This is a genomic window from Afifella pfennigii DSM 17143 (genome assembly GCF_000688515.1).
Classification (GTDB): Bacteria; Pseudomonadota; Alphaproteobacteria; order Rhizobiales; family Afifellaceae; genus Afifella; species Afifella pfennigii.
This window is the reverse complement of sequence record NZ_JHZK01000035.1, coordinates 1-18,861: the sequence shown is the minus strand read 5'-3', so window position 1 is coordinate 18,861 and position 18,861 is coordinate 1. Positions and strand designations below refer to the sequence as shown.

Sequence of the window (18,861 nt, the reverse complement as noted above, 5' to 3'; positions counted from 1 at the left end):
GACTCAGGCTCCCGTGGACCCGCTCGTCCCGTCAAGCGAGCGGGACGGGCGCGGCCAAAGAAAATTGATCACAAGGACCCCTGCGGAGAGAAGCAGAGTAAGAGTCATGAAGTAGACAATCGGCGCCATGGGAATCCGCAGCGATTCCGTATAGTCGCCGTATTCCAGTACACGTCCGGCCTTTTCCCACATCAGCCAGCCGAGGATTCCGTAGACCGGGATGCAAACAAGGTCGACTGCACGGTCGCGGAGGCCGCGAACACTCGCTGGAATTGCCTTGTCGAACAGGTCGATGGTGATGTGCTCGTTGTGCCGGGTAACGATTGGCAGGGCAGCAAATATGAGAGCAGCCAGCATGAGTTGGGTCAGTTCTGAACCCCCCGGCATCGGTGTGTTGAAAAAGTAGCGGCCAACAACGTCAAAAAACGTGAAGACCATCATTGCAAACAGGTCGACCGCAAGCAGCAGGCCAAGGCACCGGTCCAGCAAACTGCCGAACCGGTCCCTCTTTACGAATTCCGGAACAGTACCGTCGTTCAAGAGATTTCAATGACGATGTCTGGTCAACGCCTGCCTGCCTACTCGAGTGCTTCGACCTGCTCAACGTAGTAGTCGATCATCGCCTGTGCGTCGGCGCCGCGTTCGGCTTTCGCCTGAGTCGTCCATTTTTCGATGATCGGTTCGGCGGACTTGCGCATTCCCTCAAGGAGCTCCTCGCTGCCCTGGTCAATCTGACCGCCGTCACGAATGAATGCGGCTTCTCCCTGCGCGTCGAGCCGATCCCAGTAAAGACCCTGGCGTCGGGCAAAGGCCTCTCCACTGAGGGCGTCAAAGGCAATCTTGTCTTCCGCCGAAAGACTATCGTAGCTGCTCTTGTTCATTACGAACATCAGCGGAGTTGCGGAAAAGCCACCCGGGATTTTGGTGCCGTACTTCAGTACCTTCGTCAGGTTGAAGCTCTCAATGGTCTCGCTGGGGAATACCACGGCATCGGCGACACCGTTGGACAGCAATTCATAAACCTTGTTGACTGGCTGGAGCAGTGGCGTCATCCCGAGTGCGGCCGCAAGGTCAGACTCAAGGCCGCCCGACGCACGCATCTTGAGGCCGTTGAAGTCGGCAACGCTATTGATCTGGCGCTTTGCGTTCCAGAAGTTACGGGCCGAGGTGGTGAAGATGCTCACCACATGAACGTCCTTGTATTCTTCCTGGAGCGTTGGAAACTTCTTGAAAGTGCGCCAAAGTGCAACAGAGCGCGCAACAGACGTGTCACCGACGAAGGGTAGCGAGCCGACGTCGGTCAGCAGGAACCGGCCCGGTGTGTAACCCTGCACGCCCAGCGTGATGTCCGCAACACCGTCGCGGGCCATATCGTAGTGTGCGGGGCCGTCGCCAAGCGCCTGCTTAAGCACGCGGACTTTAACCCGGCCGTCCGTGGCCGCTTCAATGTCGCGACCCCAGTTTTCGATAGTCTGGCCTACCAGCCAGAACTTGTACGACGTGTATGTCGAGACGGTTAATGTTGTTTCGGCCTTTGCCGCCGCCACGAAGCCCAGCAGCGCGGCGCCGGCAACCAGACCAGTCAATAACTTCTTCATACCCCTCCTCCTCCGAAGTTTGAGCGATAGGACGCTCATTGGAGTATCACCGCCAAGGACGGCAATGTCCGTTCACACCCCTCATTTTCGAAGGGATACGGTCTCTTAAGCTTCCAGGTTGTCCCTCCGCGATTGCTCCCCTCATAGCATTGTTGCAGAATTCTGTCACGCTGTTTCGGTGAACGTAACACTACGGACGCGAACCCATGACCCGTTATGGTCAGCTTCGAATCGGAATTGATGTCGGCGGAACCAACACCGACGCCGCACTGCTTGACGGGGCCTCAATTCTCGCATCGTGTAAAACGCCGACGACGGAGGATGTGACAGCGGGCATCCGCATCGCGTTGCGCCAAGTCATGAATGCTGCCGCCGTCGAGCGCACCGCCGTCGGTGCAGTCATGATCGGCACCACGCACTTCACCAATGCCGTCGTCGAACGACGCGGCTTGGCGCGGGTGGCGGCGATTCGCCTCGGGTTGCCCGCGGCAACCGCTCTGCCGCCGCTCACTGACTGGCCGGACGACCTCGCCGCCGCTGTCGACGGGGGCTGCTACATGTTTGGCGGCGGGCACGAATATGACGGCCGGCCAATTGAGAAAATCGACCTTGCGGCACTCGAGAGGATCGCGTGCACACTGGCCGCCGATTCGCGCCATGACATCGAGGTAACTGCGATCTTCTCACCGCTCTATGCGACCGGTGAGAACCAGACGGCCGAACTGCTGAAGTCAGTCGACAGCCGGTTTCGCGTGACCCGTTCGCATGAACTCGGCCGGCTCGGTATACTCGAGCGCGAAAATGCGGCGATCCTCAATGCAGCCCTGCGTCCGCTTGCCGCCCGGACCACCGCCGCCTTCCGGCGCGCATTGGCTGAAGAACACATCGATGCGCCTCTCTACATCAGCCAGAATGACGGCACCGTCGCACATGTCGACGTGGTCGAACGTTTCCCCGTCTCGACCTTCTCGGCAGGTCCAACCAACTCGATGCGGGGAGCCGCCATTCTGACCGGAGTCGACGACGCAATCGTTATCGACATCGGCGGCACTACGTCGGATGTCGGAATGCTGCTCGGCGGCTTTCCGCGCGAGGCACCCGTCGCAACCCAGCTCGGCGGCGTGCGCACGAACCTGCGCATGCCTGACATCGTCTCGGTCGGCTTGGGCGGCGGCTCGATCGTCCGCGATGGAGGAGAAAGTATTGGCCCTGATTCCGTTGGCTTCCGCCTCCGGGAGCGCGCCCTGGTTTTTGGGGGCGATACCCTCACCGCGACTGATATCGCGGTCGCTGCGGGGCGCAGCCAGATTGGCGATCCTGCGCGGGTCAAAGATCTCGACAGCAATGTCGTGACACGCGCCCTACACCGGATGTCAGAGATACTCGACGATGCAGTCGATCGAGTGCGTACGTCGCGAGGTTCGTCCACCGTCATCCTTGTCGGCGGCGGCGCCGTGCTGATCGACGCCGACCAACTGTCCGGCGCCGACATCCGCTGCCCCGACCATGCGGGAGTCGCTAACGCGGTCGGCGCGGCGTCGGCCCAGGTCGCGGGCGAGTGCGATCATATCTACGCCTACACACGAACGCCTCGCGCCGAGGCGCTCCGCCAGGCGCAGGCGCTTGCCATCGCCAGGGCGGTCGATGCAGGCGCCGAACCCGGCTCGGTGGAGATCGTGGACAGCGACGAGACACCGCTCAGCTATTTGCCCAACGAGGCCATGCGGGTACGTGTCAAGGCGGTTGGCCGGCTCATCATTGCAGCGGGCGACGGGGAACTGAAATGAGCCCGGGGCGATCGCGTCGCATGATCGGCGTCGACGAAATCGACGACATCTGCTTGGGCGCGGCAATTCTCGGCACCGGCGGCGGTGGCGACCCCTATATCGGCGGGCTTGTGGCCAAGCGTGCAATTCGCCTGAAAGGGGCGGTTGAAATGCTCGACGTCGGCGATGTCCCCGTCGATGACCTTGTCGTCACCTGTGGCAATCTTGGGGCGCCGACCGTCTACATCGAAAAACTGGTCGGCGAAAGCCAGCCGGTAGACGCGCTGCGTGCCCTCGAACACCATCTTGGCAGGAAAGTGAACGCCGTCATGGCCTTCGAGGCGGGTGGCTCGAACTCGGCAATCCCGATCTGGGTCGCTGCGGCCACTGGCCTGCCGCTGGTCGACGCCGATGGCCAGGGCCGCGCCTTCCCTGAACTCCAGATGGTGACCTTCGGCGTCTACGGCGTGTCCGCCTGTCCAATGGCCATGGCCGATGAACACGGTGGTACGGTGGTTCTCAATGTCGACGAGAATTGGCGCGCCGAGCGCATCGCGCGCGCCATCACGGTCGAAATGGGTGCAAGGGCGTCTATTGCGGCCTACCCGATGACCGGCGCACAGCTGCGCAAGGTTGCTATCGCAGGAACGATGGGGCTTTCCTGGTCACTCGGGCGACGCGTACGCATCGCCCGCGAGCAGTCCACCGACGTCTTTGCCACCATCCTCGAGGCGTTTACGGGCACCGGCTATAACGGCGCCCGGATTCTATTCGAAGGCAAGGTCGCCGACGTCCGCCGCGAGACCCGTGGAGGCTGGGCGGTTGGCGAGGTTCGCATCGCAGAGCCGGCCGGCAATGCCGATGACCTCGTCGTCACCTTCCAGAACGAGAACCTGCTCGCCCGCTCCGGCTCGCAAGTGCGCGCAATCGTGCCCGATCTCATCTGTATTCTCGATTCCGACCAGGGCCTTCCCATAACAACCGAACGGCTGCGGTTTGGGCTGCGCGTAACCGTCATCGTCATCGGCGCGCCCGACATCATGCGGACTCCCGAGGCGCTTGCCGTCTTCGGGCCACTTGCTTTCGGCCTTGATACGGAGTTCGTACCGCAGGAGGATCTTGCCTGACGACCGGGACCCCGGTCGTCAGGCGAAATGAGGGCCGTCGCCCGTCAGGCAGTGTTGCAGCCTGTGCCGGTTGGCCTTCCAGTCATTGAGCTTCTCCAGGAGCGGCGAAAGGTGATTGATGGCGATTACGTCTTTACCGAAGCCTGGCAGATCGTCGTCCCAGACGACGTAGTCCTTGTCGCGTATCTCGACCGCGTCGACGAAGCGTTTGGTAAGCTTTGCCATCTGAAGGCGGGCCTTTCCGATCGGCCTTCGGCCTTGCTTCTCACGTAAGCACTACGTAAGCAGCAGGGAGAAGGCTGCGACCTGTTTCTGGATAGAAGCTTCGGAGCGGCGGTCTGAAAAGACAAGACAAATCCGATGTTTATCGTGCTCCGTCGCGCTCTATCGTGCACTTGGGAAAGGCCTCGGTATCCCCTCCGAAGGCAGAGGTCACAGGTTCGAATCCTGTCGGGTGCGCCACTTCCGAACAAAACTGGGCACTCCAGCCGGAGCTGCCCCTCCTCCCATCACAAGACGTTCGAGAACGGTCCGCCGACCGTGAATGCGGATTTCCGCGTCATCGACTTCCACGTTGTCGATCATGGCGCGCAACCAGGCACGACGGAAGGGAATTGGCCCGTCCGTCACATTAACGCGCATGACATCAACGAAGGCCGCGATCTTGTCTTCCGTGATCCGCGCCTCCGGCCGTAGTTCCGCGACCGCGCGGTCAAACGCTACCTGAGCAATGTCGCGTTCGGTCTTGATCGCCTCGATCCTCTCCTTGAGCGTCGGATCGGCAGGGTCGGCTATGCCGGTCTCGATCGCCTGATAGAGCCGCTTGAGGCGGTCTTCGGCATCGGACAGCTTGCCGCGCAGCATTGTCAGCCGTTGCCCGTGGTCTGCGTCGCGTGCCGTTTGCCGTTCCACTAACCCCGCAAGCAGCTTTTCGACGCGCTCCGGCGTCAGAAGCTGTTCAGCCAGCCGGTCGGTGACCGCAGCGTCGAGCTTGTCCATCGGGATTGATCGACCCTTGCAGGCTGACTTGCCCTTCTGTGCACAGGTCGCACAGGCATAGTAGCGATAGCGTCCTGACTTGCCGGTGCGCAGTGTCATGCCGCCGCCGCAACTCGCGCAGGTCGCAAGCCCAGTCAGCAGGATTGGCCCGGTGACTGTACGCGGTGCGGTGGACTTGGGATTACGGGCCTTGAGCTGCGCCTGCACGGCGTCAAAGGTTTTCGCTTCGATAATAGGGTCGACCGGCACGATGATTTGCTCGGAAGCCGGCTTGTCTTGCTTCGTCTTCCAGACCTTGCGGTTAAAGCAATGCTCGCCCTTGTAGGTGGTGCTGGTAATCAGCTTGTGCAGCGGGCCAATGCCCCACCGCGCACCGCGCCGGGTGCGGTGGCCGTGATCGTTCAGCCAAGTCGCCGCCGCCTTCACACCCATGGGGCCGGAGGTGCCGTCCCCTTCCCTGATCAGCTTGAAAATCAGGCGGACGACCTCAGCCTCGACCGGGTCGATCGCGAGCTTTTTCTTGGTCTTCGTGCCGCGCTGTTCGGCATCGACGATCGTATAGCCAAAAGGCGCCGCTGCCCCGTTCCAGAAGCCCTGCCGGGCATTCTCCTGCATGGCGCGCAGCACGTGCTTGCCGTTTTCCTTGGATTGGTATTCGTCAAAGAGCGCGAACACCTGCCGGACCATGACGCTCATCGGATCGTCGCCAAGGTCCTGCGTAATGCTGACGAGCCGAATGCCATGTTTTCGGAACCGCCGCACATGGTATTCCAGCGCAAAGTGGTCGCGGGCGAAGCGGCTGAAGCTGTGCACGACAACGGCATCGAAGGGCGCATCGCCCGCCGTTGCCATGTCCAAGAGACGCTGGAGCTGCGGTCGGTTGTCATCCGTCCCGGACAAGCCGGCATCGACGAACTCCGCGACAACCTCCCAGTCTCGCCCGGCGCAGAACGCCGCCATCTGCCGCCGCTGATCCGGGATCGACAGATCGCTTTCCGCCTGCCGGCCCGTCGATACGCGCAGATAGAGCGCGGCGCGTTGCGTTGCATTTAGCGAATCCGGCGGGGCAGCGCGGTCAGGACGGGCCATCGCAATCACCTTCGGCTAACAGTCTTGGCGGCGGGATGACTTAGCTTAGCGTGATTATGGCAAGTCGTTAAGCCGGCATTCGACGCACCGCTGCGGACGTCCGGCTGATCGCTCAGGATCGCGCGTATCTGCGCGCCGAGAAATGCTTCGATGACATCCAGCTCGGCATCGGTGACCGGCATGTCTTCCGGCAAATCATCGACAACGCGCCGGCCGGCTTCATCCGGTGGCGGTGGTCCAGGACTGTAATGGTCGGTGCGCATGGTCAGACCATGCGGAACCGCCGTCCAGAACGATTGCCCACAAGCTGGTCACTCTGCACGGAACCGCCGTTAAAGCCGGCGGGCGAAGCGATATAGCCGGGCTTCCTCCTCCTCCCGATCGCGCTTTCGGATCAATCCGCTTATGGCTGGCACGGCCACCACCGCAACGGCCGGCCCGCTCCATTCGGCCCCTGGCCTCCCGTGTAATCCGTTTCCCTTTGGTGCAGCGGCGTCTTGGCGCGCCAGCCCTGTCCAGCGTCTCGAAAACGCATCAACGACAGGAGTTAGACATGAGCCAGACAATACCGCTTCGCAACAAGATCGTGCAGGGTGACTGCATAGACATCATGGGCAACATGCCTGCCCGATCGGTGGATTTCATCCTCACCGATCCGCCTTACCTCGTCCGCTATCAGGACCGCACAGGCCGCCGCCTGATTAACGACGACAACGTCGAGTGGCTGGCGCCGGCCGCCGCGCAGATGTATCGAGTTCTCAGGAACGACAGCCTCTGCGTCAGCTTCTATGGCTGGACCCAGACAGATCGTTTCATCACCGCATGGCGCGCCGCCGGTTTCCGCATCGTCGGACATCTCGTCTTCCGCAAGCGCTATGCGTCGAAAGCCCGCTTCGTCAGCTACACACACGAATCTGCCTATGTGCTCGCCAAAGGCCGCCCGGCATTACCGGCCCATCCGCCCGCCGATGTGATCGACTGGGTCTACACCGGCAACCGCCTGCACCCGACGCAGAAGCCCACGGCGATCCTGAAGCCCCTGATCGAGGCTTTCTGCCCGCCCGGCGGCATTGTGCTGGACCCGTTCTGCGGTTCCGGCTCGACCCTCGCCGCCGCCCGCGCCTCCGATCGTTCCTATATCGGCATCGAGCTGGATCAGGGCCATTTCCACACGGCAGGCAACCGAATGGCGGCATGAGCCGCCAGCCTTTGCCGAGGATCGTTGGTGATGCCGTCTCGCGCTGGCCCGGCCGAAACCATCCCCTGAAAAGCAATACCGCACTCTCCGCCCCGCAAACGGGCCGGAATCGCCATCGGTGTTGCCAAGATGATCGTCAGGAAAGCGCGATCGGCGGTAGTCCAGCGAGCGGGTTGGTTTTCATAAAGGAGCGGAAGACGCCATCCATGCAACGCATGGCCCATTGTCCGACCGGGATTTGTGGGCACAGACCCTTGGTATAACCTCTGAAGCTATATTTCTGTGACTCCGCTGTCGCCCCTGGCTTCCGGGCGCTGTCAGGCCATTTCTCCCGATGGTGGCGGGCAATCAGCCGGTCGCACAGACGCACGACCAGCCCGACGCACAGGCGCGAGCGCGCACCTGCTACTACGTTGACCGCGATGTATCCCTCCCGCTCCAACTGGCGCAGATAGCGCTGCACCGTCCGCCGGCAGCGACCGAGCGCACGCGCCAGGTAGGTCACCGTCACGACAAGCGACCGCTCTTCCCGGTTCCGGCGATAGGTGATTTCCGCGAGCTTGCGGGCACAGCGCCGCGCACCATCGCAAAGGTTCGGATCGTTCTCCAGGCGCGCCGACAGTTCAGGCACATAGGCGCCGGTATCAATCGGCGCCGCATGGTGCTCCGTTCGTGGCGCCGCGTAGCGGTGGCAGGTTTGCAGTGAGCGGCGGCGCCGCTCCTGATCGACAGTTCGTACCGGCGCCGGCCTTGGCGGACGGCCCTCGACGATTCGGCTCTTCAGCTTCTGGTGCGCCTCCATCAGAGCGCGTTGTTCGGCAGATTGCGCAGGCACGGTTTTTCTCCTCTTCATTGCAGAGAAGCCGCCGAAAATCAGGACGCACAATATCATCGCAAAAAAGACTTGCGGTGATCATCGTATTCTGAGATATTTGGAGTGTTCAGATCACAAATACCAAGTTTTTAGTGCGACCCGCCTCTGGCGGGTTTCTCTTTTTTACAGCATTATTTTCCTCATTATTATGAAAATAACTTTTGCGGCCTGACAATAGGCCGACCTGAATTGTCGGCAATGTGCCGCCGCATGGCAAGTCTATTATGACAGCGCCCTGATTGTGCGGCTTCACCGGTTCGATTTATGACGTGCAGGAGCGGCAAGGTGCCGAATCGATAGGGTTTTCAGTGCCTGGCGCATCGTCTTGCTAGCTGATAGCTAGTCGATAGTTATCAAGTAGCTATCGGATATGGTTCAAATAACTTTTTGTTATCGGCTAGCTATCTGGTACTTTTACAGGGAAGTATTGCTAAACATCTTTCCCTGTGAGGCATTCATGCCTGTTATTTCTTTTGCCAATCCCAAAGGCGGTGCTGGAAAAACCACATCGGCCCTGTTGCTTGCCGGCGAGCTTGCCGCCAAAGGCGCGCGTGTCGCCATCATCGACGCCGATCCCGAACGCTGGATATCCCAGTGGGCGAAGCTGCCGGGCAAGCCGGCCAATCTCGATATCTTTGCCGACGTAACCGAAGACACGATCGTTGATCACATCGAAACAGCCGCCGCGAAGGCGCAATTCGTCATCGTCGATCTGGAAGGCACGGCCAGCCTGATGGTCGCCAATGCGATCGGCATGTCCGACCTCGTGCTTATCCCGACGCAGGGGGCGTCTATGGACGCAAAGGGCGCCGCCAAAACGATCAAGCTCATCCGCAACCAGGAGCGCATGGCGCGCCGCTCTATACCACACAGCATCCTTTTGACCCGTACCAGTGCGGCCATCGCATCGCGGGCGCTGCGCAATGTCCGGGAACAGCTCGACAAGGCCGGCATCGACGTTCTTTCGACCTCGATCGTTGAACGTGCGGCTTTCCGGGATCTGTTCGATTTTGGCGGGTTGCTCGCCGACCTCTCATCCGATCAGGTCAGCAACATCGAAAAGGCGCGTGAGAATGCCCGCGCCTTCGCCGGCGAGGTGATCGCGAAGCTCAAGGCGGGCGGCGTGACCGCAAAGGTGGCCTGACATGGACAAGCAACGCGCTGATCTGGGCTTTGCCGACACGCTCGACGACTTCGATCCGGCCGACTGGGCGCCGCGTGCGGCAACGGCCAATGACAAGCCGGCCAAGGCCGAAACGAGCCGCGCTGCCGAGGCGGCCGGTTTCCGCAGCCGCGAGCCCAGAGCCACCGCCAACGAACCGCCAGTGCCGGCCGATCCGCCGCGCCGCCGCCGCACCGGGCGCAACGCCCAGTTCAACCTCAAGGCCCGGCCGGATACGATCGAAGCCTTCTGTGCCGTCGCCGACAGCCAGGGATGGGGGCTCGGCGAAACCCTTGAATACGCCGTCGCGCTGCTGGAGCGTGAATATCCGCCGAAAGGCAGGGGCTAACGCCCCCGACCCGGTCCCGCTGCGATTGTGCGGGATATGTTCTCCAGCGTGGCCAGACCGTTGCGGCGCTCCGGTGTGCCGGTGGCCGTCCGCGCCAGGGCCATGGTCGCCTGCCGGAACAGGGCACGCAGTTCGGCTTCGGTGCGGAATTGCAGTTCTGCGACAGTCATCAGCTTGTTCATCTTCGTTCCTCCTTGTTACGAGGCCCCGGTCATCAGAGCCATTCCGTGCTTGCCCACACACACAATCGGCACAGGAATGGATCGCCATGGCTGGCGGTCGAAATGACATGAGGAAGAGAAGGGACGGGCAGTGATCCGTCGCCGGTTCTGAAATTCCCCTGAAGCTGTAAATGCGGGCGCATCCTGCAGGCCGGACCGGGCTCTAGGCGCTATGGCGCCCCGAACCCCGGAAGCCGGGTTTCGGCCATGCGGTCACTATCCCTTGCGCGAAAGAGAAGGAGGCCGGGCGGGTTTTGTCCCGCCTTCGGCCGGCGGTGCGGGCGTTGCCCGCGTCATTCATCAAAAGAGAAGGGGCCTGCGGCCCAGGGGCCGTCAAGGCTTTCATCCTCCGCTGCGCTGCGGACGCCGCCGGGGCGTTCCCCGCCTTCCGCGCCTTCAGCTTGTGCAGGCCGGGTGATCCCCCTTTCCCCAGCGGCGGCCCTGACAGCCGCCACCCCGCTCATTGCCGCTCCGGCTAGTCGGGTTGCATGCGCAACCCGCTTTCAAAGGAAAAAGGCAAATGAAAACAGATATTTATCAACGTGTCACCGATCAGATTGTGTCCGAGCTGGAGAAGGGCGTGCGGCCATGGCTCAAGCCGTGGAACGCCGAACATGCCGCCGGGCGGATCACGCGCCCGCTGCGCGCCAATGGCATTCCCTATCGCGGAATCAACATCCTGATGCTGTGGGCGGCGGCCACCGGTAACGGATTCGCGGCGCCGCTCTGGCTAACGTACAAACAGGCGCAGGAACTGGGCGGACAGGTGCGCAAGGGCGAGAAGGGGAGTCTTGTCGTCTATGCCAACACCATAACCCGGACCGAGCAGGACACCGAAACCGGCGAGGATTTGGAGCGGCAAATTCCGTTCATGAAAGGCTATACCGTCTTCAATGCCGAGCAGGTGGACGGACTGCCGGCGCACTTCTATGCCTTGCAGGAACCGGCCCTTGATCCCGTGGCGCGGGACGAGAGGGCGGAAGCGTTCTTTGCCGCGACCCGCGCCGATATCCGCCATGGCGGCAATCAGGCTTACTATGCGATCGGCGAGGATCGCGTGCAGATGCCACCGTTTGAGGCTTTCCGCGATGCGCAAAGCTACTACGCAACGCTGGCGCACGAGCTGACCCACTGGACGCGCCACCCGTCCCGCCTCGATCGTGAGTTTGGCCGCAAGAAATGGGGCGATGAAGGCTATGCCAGGGAAGAACTGGTCGCCGAGCTGGGCGCCGCCTTCCTGTCGGCCGAACTGGACCTGACCCCGGAACCGCGCGCCGATCACGCCAGCTATATCGCCTCATGGCTGAAGGTGCTCAAAGATGACAAGCGGGCCATCTTCACCGCTGCCGCCCACGCGCAGCGCGCCGCTGATTACCTGATCGGCTTGCAGCCGGCAGCCGAGACGGCAGAACCGCAAGAGCAGGAGGCCGCCGCGTGAGCGGCGGCCCATGCCGGTCGGGTGAGGGGGCAAAAATTCGGCGTCCGCCGTGGCGGACGCCGGGTCGCTTGCAGGCAAGCGGGAAGAAATTGACGTTTGACGTACAACGTCAATTTGGTGTATGCTCAAGGAAGCATGATCCAGAGCTATCGGGACAAAAAGACGGAGCTGTTTGCGGCAGGGGAGTTCGTCAAAGCCTTCCAGGGCTTTGAAGCCCAGGCCGCGCGCAGGCTGTCGGTTCTCAATGCCGCGCCGTCGCTCGATACGCTTCGCGCCCTGCCGGGTAACCGGCTGGAAGCGCTGAAAGGCGATCGTGCCGGGCAGTATTCCATTCGCATCAATCAGCAATGGCGCATCTGCTTCGAGTGGCCGGCCGGCGAACCCGGACCGAGCAATGTTGAAATCGTGGACTATCACTGAGGAAAGGAGATCAGGCCATGTTTATGAGAGCTGTTCACCCCGGCGAAGTCCTCAAGGACGAGCTGGACGCCGCCAATATCACGCCGACCGAGTTCGCGCGCCAGATCGACGTGCCGCCGAACCGTGTCTCGCAGATCATTGCCGGCAAGCGGGCGATCACCGGCGACACGGCGCTGCGCTTCGGTCACTGGTTCGGCACGGACCCGCAGTTCTGGCTCAACCTGCAAGCCCAACACGAGCTGGCCCTCGCCGACCGGGAAACAGGCGATGCCATCCGGCATCTGCCCACCAGGACCGTGCAGCCGTCAGGAAGCGACCAGCCGCCACTCGGCTAGGCCGTGTGGATAGACAAGAAGAAGCTCGATCCGCTCGTCACGATACTACGGCGCATCACTTTCCACGTTAAGCGCCAGCAAAAGGCCCACAGAAAGTTTGACAGCGCTGACTCGAAATGGGACGGTGATGTAAGGTGCTGCACTGTGCAGCATTATGGAAACAGTACGTCAGCATCGACATGACCTCGAAACATCGCGTCTCCGTCAACCTGTCGCCCGATGAGCATCGGGAGCTGGATGCGCTTGCGCAAGAGGCGCGAATTTCAAAGGCATGGCTCGGCAGGCAAGCGATCATCGAGTTTCTCGACCGATACCGCGACCGCAAGCTGCAGCTCCCGCTCGACCTTGGCCAGCCTCGAAACAAGAGGCGCTCGGAATGACTTGGGATGCTCGGCCACAACAACTTTCATCCGCTCTGCCGTCTGGCGGAACCCTACCGCTTGAGACCTTGGAATCCGGCCGGATCATGGCTCGCGCCCTAGCCGACAGCACTGACGGGGCCGAGCGCCTGGCGTTAGCCCGCGCCTTTGGCGCCGAGCTAGTTGCAGCTTGGTGGCGCTCGCTAGCAGCGACCGAGAACACGTCCACGCCCCTTCGGCCGCCACTGCAGTTCCTCAATACCGTTGAGTTGCCGACGTCGGCCGCCGCCCTTGCCGAAAGCCTAGGGGAGGCGGCCGCCCAGCTCGACGCGGAAACCGCCGCCTATCAGATCGGCCTCACCTACACCTGCACGCTTCCCCGCGAGCACCGCGCGGAGCTAGGTATATACTATACACCCCCGTGCCTTACGGCGCGATTGATCGCCCAAGCGACTGCAAGCGGCGTGGACTGGACGACATGCCGCGTACTCGACCCGGCTTGCGGTGGCGGCGCTTTCCTTGCGCCCGTCGCGCAGCGGATTCTCGATGAGCTGCGCGACTGCAGCCCCCGAATCCTGATCGAAAATATCGCCAACCGGCTTCGTGGGTATGAGATCGATCCATTTGGAGCCTGGCTTTCTCAGGTCACGCTCGACGCCGTGCTCTTGCCTATCACCAAGGCATCCGGCCGCCAGCTTCCGGTCGTCGTTACCGTCTGTGACAGCCTCCAAAAGAATCCGCCGCGCGACCGCTTCGACCTGGTGATCGGGAATCCGCCCTATGGCCGCGTGCGGCTTGAACCGGCCGTCCGCGCCCGGTTCAAACGAAGCCTCTTTGGTCACGCCAATCTCTACGGTCTCTTTACGGACTTCGCCCTTCGGCATGTTCGCGCGGGCGGTGTCGTCGCCTATGTGACCCCGACGAGCTTTTTGGCGGGGGAATACTTCAAGAATCTCCGCACCTTGCTCGGCCGGGACGCGCCGCCGGCGACTCTGGATTTCATATCCGTTCGCAAGGGCGTCTTTGATGATGTCCTGCAGGAAACGCTGCTCGCCACCTACAAGCGCGGCAGTGACCCGGCTCCTGTCGCCGTCCATGAGATCACGCCCACGACCGGCTCCGGCCTCGCCGTCGAAGACGCCGGCTCGTTCGCGCTACCTCGTGACCCGGCGACGCCCTGGATTTTGCCGCGGTCCGCGCTGCAGGCTCCCTTGGTTGCGACCCTTGCCCGGATGAAGCATCGGCTCGCCGATTGGGGCTACACTGTTAGCACCGGACCGCTCGTCTGGAACCGCTACAAGGACCAACTCGTGAGCCGTCCCGGCCGGCAAAGATACCCACTGATCTGGGCCGAGGCCGTCACGTCCGACGGCCGCTTCATCTGGCGAGCCGAGAAGAGGAATCACACACCGTGGTTCCAGACCAGGCCCGGCGACGAGTGGCTTGTCACCAGCACCCTCTGCGTCCTTCTGCAGAGGACCACCGCGAAGGAACAAAGCCGCCGGCTGATCGCCGCAGCCCTTCCGGCGGATTTTCTAGAAAGCCACGGCGCGGTGGTTATCGAAAACCATCTGAATATGCTGAGACCGCTGTCGGATCGTCCGGCGGTTCCTCCCGCCACGCTCGCCGCCTTCCTAAACAGTGCCGCCGCTGATCGCGCCTTCCGCTGCGTCAGCGGCAGCGTCGCCGTGTCCGCCTATGAGCTGGAAGCTCTGCCGCTTCCGGCTCCTGAAGATCTGCAGACCCTGTCCAGGCTCGTTGCCAAACAGGCCAGCCGGGCCAGAATCGAGGCCGCCTGCGCGCAGCTCTACGAAGGAGCTGCGTGAAGCATGTCCGATCTACCGCCCTACGTTACTCGTGATCTCGTTGCTGAACGTCTCCCCCTGATCTTCCCCGAAGGCACGCCAAACCGGACCTACTGCGTCCGCGAGCTCGCCGCGAGCACCGTATTCGCCATGCTCTACATAGGGGCTGTTGAAGGGCAGGGCCGCTATCTTGGACCAGTCCACGTCTACCGCATGACAGAAGAACAGGCCGCCGAGGGCGATACTGCCGCACGCCTGGACTACGCCAGCGCAGTCTTCAAGAAGAAGTACGTGCCGACGGGATCACGATGGTACGCCGACAACACCCGTGAGCCGATCCGTGACGAGACGCTGCGCGAGGGGTTGGTCGCTATCGGCGCGGTTTTCGCCCGCACCGATCTTCCGACCACATCCGGCCTTCCCCGCTATGCGCTGAAGCCGGATTTTGCAGCGCTCTTTGATCCTGCCCACGACGGGGAAGCACTTGAGGCCGCCATTGGTGCGTTTCAGCAAAAGCATCTGTCCAAGAGCGCCCTCGCGCGCGTCTCGATTGTGCGCGCCGGCGCGGCCGCCGGGGCCAGCGGCGTTCTCGTTACCTTTCCGAACGGCGAGACCCGCCAGCTCGCCCCAGGCCCCAGCTCGATCATTACCCAGGCGGTCATTGAAGTCTTCGCACGGGAATTTCTACAGGACTCCGCCGTGCTGTGGCTCAGCGAGAGCGGGAACAAGGTTGTCGCCCGCGACGACAAACTCGCCGCAGCGATCGGCCTGAAGATCGAGGCCGACAAGAACCTGCCCGATATCATTCTTGCCGATCTTGGCCCGGACGAACCCCTCATCGTTTTTGTGGAGGTGGTAGCAACGGACGGCGCTGTGACAGCCCGTCGCCAGAAGGCCCTGTTTGCGCTCACCGACGAGGCCGGATTTGCGCGCGGGCAAATCGCCTTCCTCACCGCTTATCAGGACCGGGAGTCGGCTGGCTTCAGGAAGACCGTATCGGGGCTCGCTTGGGGATCGTTCGCCTGGTTCGTCTCCGAGCCGGACAAGATCGTGATTCTCCGCGACGGTGCAGCCAGCCCGGCCCGTCTAGCGGACTTACTCCACGCGGGGGCAGACGATGGTCTTTGACCAGAATGCCATTATCGTCGTTAACGTCGCGCTGCGAGTTCCACAGCAAATAAGCTGGCAGCTCGTCAGGGATCATTTCCAGCGTCCCGGCGCGTCCGGCGATGTGAGCATCTTGGCACGGGCCGGCTGTGGCAAATCCGGGCTGACAGCGATCAGCCAACGCGCTGCAACGCCTGACGAATAGCGGAGCATGAAATTGACAGTAGAAGACGCCGCGTCAACGGAGCCGCCAAGCAACAGCGAGAGAATGCTGAAGCACCTGAAGGAGGGCGCACTTTCCACGCAGCTCGTGCAGGCGCATGGCACGTCAAACGGCGACATCGCCGCTCTCAAAAAGGTCCTAGCTGAGCGACTGGAACAGGTGAGGCAGGACCTTGTCAGCCAAGATTAGGTCGCTCGCCGTCAGAGGCTTCCGCGCATATGGCGGAACCGAGCAGGTGTTGAGCCTGCCTGGCGATATTGCTGTTGTTTGGGGTCCGAACAGCAAAGGCAAAACGAGCCTCGGAGAGGCCTTCGAGTTTCTTCTGACCGGCTGCATTTCTCGCCGCGAACTGATGGCAAGCAGTCAGGATGAGTTCGCCGATGCGCTCCGCAACGCGCACCTTGCCGGAGGGCGGGATGTCTATGTCGCCGCTTCCATCATAGCGCCCGACGGAACGCAGCACGAGATCAAGCGCGTTTTGACCGCCGATTACGCAAAGCGTCAGGACTGCGCCTCCCGTCTTGAGATCGACGGTGCCATTGCGCAGGAAGCCGACTTGGCCTCTCTGGGTATTGCCCTGTCGCAGCCGCCGCTACAGGCGCCAGTGCTCGCCCAGCACACGCTCAGCCACATCTTCTCGGTGAAGCCCACCGATCGCGCGACCTACTTCAAGGCGCTGTTCGAAGTTACGGACCTGGACGATCTGCGTAATGAGGTCGCCAGCCTTGCGGGAGAGCTGGCGGAACCGGACGACGCGCCCCTTGCGAAGTTCGATCGCTGCCTTGAGCACCGGCTGCTGAAGCCTCTGCTGTCAGGCATCCAGCGCAAGATGCCCGATGAGGCTGGAATAACGAACAAGCTAGACGAGTGCGTAAAGGCGCTGCTCGAAGATGCAGGAAGCCCCGTTCCAGACACGCCGGACGAGCGTCACACTGCCTTGGCAGGGCTGCTTGCGGACATGCGCAGCAAGTCGTTCCCGGTGCGCGGATTTGAGCGCGCCGCGCTTGCCGGCTGGAACGCGCCCGGCGCGCCCGCGTGGGGGCAGCTGCGAAATTACGCCACCGAGAAGACCAAGGTGGACGAGCGGACGCGCCAGCTGTCGGCCCTCTTCGTGGAGGCCCTGAAGTTGCCCGGCATGGACGAGCTTGCGGAAACGGTGGAGTGCCCACTGTGCGGAACCGAGAACACACTGACGCCGGCACGGCTCCAACTCATCAAGCAGCACGTCGAAAATACTAAGGAGTTTCAGAAGGCCGAGAGGGAGGCAAAGGCGGTCATCGCCCAGCTGGTGACTTCCGCCAACAACCTTGCCGACGGCGCTGCGGCGGCGCAGCCCTCGTTCCTAAAGGCGGCCGCCGGACAGCGTCGCAAGGAGGGCTTTACCGTCGCGCGCCTTCGCGACCTTCTCGGCGACGAGGCGGAGGCGGTCGTGGAGCCGTGGCTTGCCACCCTGCGCCCCGTTGCACGGCTGTCGGCCGCGCTGCGCCGCCGCTCCGCTGCCCTCCATGAACAGCTTCAAGCGATAGCGGCGGATGTTGGAGGTGCCACGATTAAGACGGAGGTGATTGAAACGGAGTTTGACGCGCTCTCCGAACAGCGGACTTCCTTCGCAGCAGCTCTCGATACCTATGACACCGCCGCATCGAATCTTCGCGCGGCGCTGAATGCGGCCCTTGATGAGCAATCGGATACCGCCGGCTGGCAGGACCTTCTCGACTTGGCGTCTGGTCCGGCGGGCCTGTTGTCGCTCCTGATCGAGCGCAGGGCTCGCGCAACTGTGACGAAAGAGCTGGAGACAGCCCTTAAACAGATCGACTCAGCGAAAGAAAAGGTACTTGAGGAAAAGTTCTCTGATTATAGCGGCGCCATTCAGGCTTGGTGGGAGCGCTTGCGCCCCGACGAGCACACGTTTTTCTCCGCCGTTCAGCCCCGGAAGGGCGCGAAGCGCACGATCGATTTCAAGGCCGGGCTGAGTACCACAGCTGACAGAGAGACTGCGAAGTTGCGCGACGTGATCGCTATCTTCAGCCAGTCCCAACTGCATTGCCTTGGCCTTGCGCTATTTCTCGCGCGCGCAGAGCACGAAGGCGCCGGATTCGTCGTGCTCGACGATCCGGTTCTTTCGAGCGACGAGGACTACCGTGTGCACTTCAACTCGACCGTGCTAACCGAACTCCTTGCGCTCCCGATGCAGGTGATCGTACTGACGCAAGATCATGACACTTGGGAGGAGCTTGAGACACGCTATAGACACGCCGGCATTTCGACCGCGCAGCTATACATTGACTCTCCCGCCGAAGGGACAATCATCGAGAACACAAGCGATGCGTTAATTGCCAAATTGAACCGAGCGAAATCTCTGGCGCGAGGAGGGCATCCCGATAGCCGCAAAGAATGCGGAATCCAATTGCGCGATGCTGGTGAGCGGTTTTGCAAGGAAATGCTGGTGAATGAGTTGACTGTGAAGAACGCATAAGCGGCTGATAGTCGACGGATTTCGGTCTCTCGCAAGGTTTCGGTTTTGCAGGATTCGGTGGCTTGAGCCTGCGGAACCTTGCGATTTCGCATGCGGTTTGGGGATTCCCGGCGGCGCCTTTCCGTGATTCGATTGAGAGGATCACGAGAGGTGACGATGCGACCGAGAGCGCCCAATCGCGAGCTCACCGATGACCTGTTCCGCGCCCGGCTCGACCAGATCATCAACATGCGACACGAGCTCGTCCGGCTGGGCGAGCGGATCGACTGGGCGTGGCTCGATGCGGAGATCGCGCCCTGCTTCGCCAGGGAGGGC

21 protein-coding genes are annotated in these 18,861 nt (G+C 62.0%); 14 read left to right on the top strand and 7 right to left on the bottom strand.

The window, feature by feature from the left end:
- Nucleotides 1–3: 3 nt before the first annotated feature.
- Together Q331_RS22380 and Q331_RS22375 are read right to left on the bottom strand one after the other, a co-directional pair.
- Nucleotides 4–540, bottom strand: a complete 537-nt coding sequence (locus tag Q331_RS22380; protein ID WP_051631315.1) for a TRAP transporter small permease — start codon at nt 538–540, stop codon at nt 4–6.
- Nucleotides 541–578: 38 nt separating this feature from the next.
- Nucleotides 579–1,598, bottom strand: a complete 1,020-nt coding sequence (locus Q331_RS22375; protein ID WP_051631314.1) for a TRAP transporter substrate-binding protein — start codon at nt 1,596–1,598, stop codon at nt 579–581.
- A gap of 206 nt (nt 1,599–1,804) precedes the next feature.
- Between Q331_RS22375 and Q331_RS0117370 the strand changes: the two genes are divergently transcribed.
- On the top strand, nt 1,805–3,385 hold the full coding sequence (locus Q331_RS0117370; protein WP_034492929.1) for a hydantoinase/oxoprolinase N-terminal domain-containing protein: 1,581 nt from the start codon (nt 1,805–1,807) through the stop codon (nt 3,383–3,385).
- A gap of 20 nt (nt 3,386–3,405) precedes the next feature.
- Nucleotides 3,406–4,491, top strand: coding sequence for a DUF917 domain-containing protein (locus tag Q331_RS0117365; protein ID WP_026381718.1), 1,086 nt, complete (start codon nt 3,406–3,408; stop codon nt 4,489–4,491).
- A gap of 18 nt (nt 4,492–4,509) precedes the next feature.
- Here the strand turns inward: Q331_RS0117365 and Q331_RS0117360 are convergent, their stop codons facing one another.
- The 3 genes from Q331_RS0117360 to Q331_RS23830 all read right to left on the bottom strand — a co-directional run bounded on the left by Q331_RS0117360 (nt 4,510) and on the right by Q331_RS23830 (nt 6,842).
- Nucleotides 4,510–4,716: a hypothetical protein gene (locus tag Q331_RS0117360; RefSeq protein ID WP_026381717.1), complete on the bottom strand. Its 207-nt coding sequence runs from the start codon at nt 4,714–4,716 to the stop codon at nt 4,510–4,512.
- A 207-nt stretch (nt 4,717–4,923) separates the two neighbouring features.
- Nucleotides 4,924–6,579 carry a recombinase family protein gene (locus Q331_RS0117355; RefSeq protein ID WP_026381716.1) on the bottom strand — a complete coding sequence of 552 codons (1,656 nt, stop codon included), beginning with the start codon at nt 6,577–6,579 and terminating at the stop codon, nt 4,924–4,926.
- 5 nt (nt 6,580–6,584) lie between these two features.
- Complete coding sequence (locus Q331_RS23830) at nt 6,585–6,842, bottom strand: hypothetical protein (RefSeq protein ID WP_156953404.1); 258 nt, start codon at nt 6,840–6,842, stop codon at nt 6,585–6,587.
- A gap of 290 nt (nt 6,843–7,132) precedes the next feature.
- On the opposite strand from Q331_RS23830, the gene Q331_RS0117350 reads away from it, so the two are divergent.
- A complete protein-coding gene (locus Q331_RS0117350; protein WP_026381715.1) occupies nt 7,133–7,777 on the top strand; it encodes a DNA methyltransferase in 645 nt (214 codons plus the stop codon).
- 136 nt (nt 7,778–7,913) lie between these two features.
- Here Q331_RS0117350 and Q331_RS23825 read toward each other — a convergent pair whose 3' ends face one another.
- A complete protein-coding gene (locus Q331_RS23825) occupies nt 7,914–8,630 on the bottom strand; it encodes a helix-turn-helix domain-containing protein (RefSeq protein WP_169738532.1) in 717 nt (238 codons plus the stop codon).
- 478 nt (nt 8,631–9,108) lie between these two features.
- On the opposite strand from Q331_RS23825, the gene Q331_RS0117340 reads away from it, so the two are divergent.
- Both Q331_RS0117340 and Q331_RS0117335 read left to right on the top strand, forming a co-directional pair.
- Nucleotides 9,109–9,795, top strand: coding sequence for a ParA family protein (locus Q331_RS0117340; protein ID WP_026381713.1), 687 nt, complete (start codon nt 9,109–9,111; stop codon nt 9,793–9,795).
- Nucleotide 9,796: 1 nt separating this feature from the next.
- Complete coding sequence (locus tag Q331_RS0117335) at nt 9,797–10,162, top strand: hypothetical protein (RefSeq protein WP_026381712.1); 366 nt, start codon at nt 9,797–9,799, stop codon at nt 10,160–10,162.
- On the opposite strand, the gene Q331_RS22370 is transcribed toward Q331_RS0117335, so the two are convergent.
- Nucleotides 10,159–10,344 carry a hypothetical protein gene (locus tag Q331_RS22370; RefSeq protein ID WP_034492926.1) on the bottom strand — a complete coding sequence of 62 codons (186 nt, stop codon included), beginning with the start codon at nt 10,342–10,344 and terminating at the stop codon, nt 10,159–10,161. The genes Q331_RS0117335 and Q331_RS22370 overlap by 4 nt on opposite strands.
- Before the next feature lie 559 nt (nt 10,345–10,903).
- Here Q331_RS22370 and Q331_RS0117330 point away from each other — a divergent pair.
- From Q331_RS0117330 to Q331_RS0117295, 9 genes are all read left to right on the top strand, one after another.
- Nucleotides 10,904–11,821 (top strand): ArdC family protein, encoded by a 918-nt coding sequence (locus Q331_RS0117330; protein ID WP_026381711.1) that lies wholly within the window; start codon nt 10,904–10,906, stop codon nt 11,819–11,821.
- A gap of 135 nt (nt 11,822–11,956) precedes the next feature.
- Nucleotides 11,957–12,241: a type II toxin-antitoxin system RelE/ParE family toxin gene (locus Q331_RS0117325; protein ID WP_026381710.1), complete on the top strand. Its 285-nt coding sequence runs from the start codon at nt 11,957–11,959 to the stop codon at nt 12,239–12,241.
- A gap of 17 nt (nt 12,242–12,258) precedes the next feature.
- Nucleotides 12,259–12,576 (top strand): HigA family addiction module antitoxin, encoded by a 318-nt coding sequence (locus Q331_RS0117320; protein WP_026381709.1) that lies wholly within the window; start codon nt 12,259–12,261, stop codon nt 12,574–12,576.
- Between the two features lie 134 nt (nt 12,577–12,710).
- Nucleotides 12,711–12,956, top strand: coding sequence for a ribbon-helix-helix domain-containing protein (locus tag Q331_RS0117315; protein ID WP_245615722.1), 246 nt, complete (start codon nt 12,711–12,713; stop codon nt 12,954–12,956).
- An 86-nt stretch (nt 12,957–13,042) separates the two neighbouring features.
- Nucleotides 13,043–14,761: an HsdM family class I SAM-dependent methyltransferase gene (locus tag Q331_RS0117310; RefSeq protein WP_156953406.1), complete on the top strand. Its 1,719-nt coding sequence runs from the start codon at nt 13,043–13,045 to the stop codon at nt 14,759–14,761.
- Between the two features lie 3 nt (nt 14,762–14,764).
- Nucleotides 14,765–15,868, top strand: coding sequence for a BsuBI/PstI family type II restriction endonuclease (locus Q331_RS0117305; RefSeq protein ID WP_084175130.1), 1,104 nt, complete (start codon nt 14,765–14,767; stop codon nt 15,866–15,868).
- A complete protein-coding gene (locus tag Q331_RS23820) occupies nt 15,858–16,052 on the top strand; it encodes a hypothetical protein (protein ID WP_156953402.1) in 195 nt (64 codons plus the stop codon). Before Q331_RS0117305 ends, Q331_RS23820 begins: the two co-directional genes overlap by 11 nt.
- A gap of 6 nt (nt 16,053–16,058) precedes the next feature.
- Entirely contained in the window at nt 16,059–16,259 is a 201-nt protein-coding gene (locus Q331_RS0117300; protein ID WP_026381705.1) for a hypothetical protein, read from the top strand.
- Entirely contained in the window at nt 16,243–18,546 is a 2,304-nt protein-coding gene (locus Q331_RS0117295) for an AAA family ATPase (RefSeq protein WP_156953400.1), read from the top strand. Before Q331_RS0117300 ends, Q331_RS0117295 begins: the two co-directional genes overlap by 17 nt.
- Nucleotides 18,547–18,861: the final 315 nt, after the last annotated feature.

What these genes read in the sequence shown, in the direction of transcription:
- Q331_RS0117360 (WP_026381717.1), bottom strand. Translation starts at nt 4,716, where the DNA reads ATGGCAAAGCTTACCAAACGCTTCGTCGACGCGGTCGAGATACGCGAC.
- Q331_RS0117330 (WP_026381711.1), top strand. Translation starts at nt 10,904, where the DNA reads ATGAAAACAGATATTTATCAACGTGTCACCGATCAGATTGTGTCCGAG.
- Q331_RS0117335 (WP_026381712.1), top strand. Translation starts at nt 9,797, where the DNA reads ATGGACAAGCAACGCGCTGATCTGGGCTTTGCCGACACGCTCGACGAC.
- Q331_RS22370 (WP_034492926.1), bottom strand. Translation starts at nt 10,344, where the DNA reads ATGAACAAGCTGATGACTGTCGCAGAACTGCAATTCCGCACCGAAGCC.
- Q331_RS23825 (WP_169738532.1), bottom strand. Translation starts at nt 8,630, where the DNA reads ATGAAGAGGAGAAAAACCGTGCCTGCGCAATCTGCCGAACAACGCGCT.
- Q331_RS0117325 (WP_026381710.1), top strand. Translation starts at nt 11,957, where the DNA reads ATGATCCAGAGCTATCGGGACAAAAAGACGGAGCTGTTTGCGGCAGGG.
- Q331_RS0117350 (WP_026381715.1), top strand. Translation starts at nt 7,133, where the DNA reads ATGAGCCAGACAATACCGCTTCGCAACAAGATCGTGCAGGGTGACTGC.
- Q331_RS0117310 (WP_156953406.1), top strand. Translation starts at nt 13,043, where the DNA reads ATGGCTCGCGCCCTAGCCGACAGCACTGACGGGGCCGAGCGCCTGGCG.
- Q331_RS0117305 (WP_084175130.1), top strand. Translation starts at nt 14,765, where the DNA reads ATGTCCGATCTACCGCCCTACGTTACTCGTGATCTCGTTGCTGAACGT.
- Q331_RS0117340 (WP_026381713.1), top strand. Translation starts at nt 9,109, where the DNA reads ATGCCTGTTATTTCTTTTGCCAATCCCAAAGGCGGTGCTGGAAAAACC.
- Q331_RS0117320 (WP_026381709.1), top strand. Translation starts at nt 12,259, where the DNA reads ATGTTTATGAGAGCTGTTCACCCCGGCGAAGTCCTCAAGGACGAGCTG.
- Q331_RS23830 (WP_156953404.1), bottom strand. Translation starts at nt 6,842, where the DNA reads ATGCGCACCGACCATTACAGTCCTGGACCACCGCCACCGGATGAAGCC.
- Q331_RS0117365 (WP_026381718.1), top strand. Translation starts at nt 3,406, where the DNA reads ATGATCGGCGTCGACGAAATCGACGACATCTGCTTGGGCGCGGCAATT.
- Q331_RS0117355 (WP_026381716.1), bottom strand. Translation starts at nt 6,579, where the DNA reads ATGGCCCGTCCTGACCGCGCTGCCCCGCCGGATTCGCTAAATGCAACG.
- Q331_RS23820 (WP_156953402.1), top strand. Translation starts at nt 15,858, where the DNA reads ATGGTCTTTGACCAGAATGCCATTATCGTCGTTAACGTCGCGCTGCGA.
- Q331_RS0117370 (WP_034492929.1), top strand. Translation starts at nt 1,805, where the DNA reads ATGACCCGTTATGGTCAGCTTCGAATCGGAATTGATGTCGGCGGAACC.
- Q331_RS22375 (WP_051631314.1), bottom strand. Translation starts at nt 1,598, where the DNA reads ATGAAGAAGTTATTGACTGGTCTGGTTGCCGGCGCCGCGCTGCTGGGC.
- Q331_RS0117300 (WP_026381705.1), top strand. Translation starts at nt 16,059, where the DNA reads ATGAAATTGACAGTAGAAGACGCCGCGTCAACGGAGCCGCCAAGCAAC.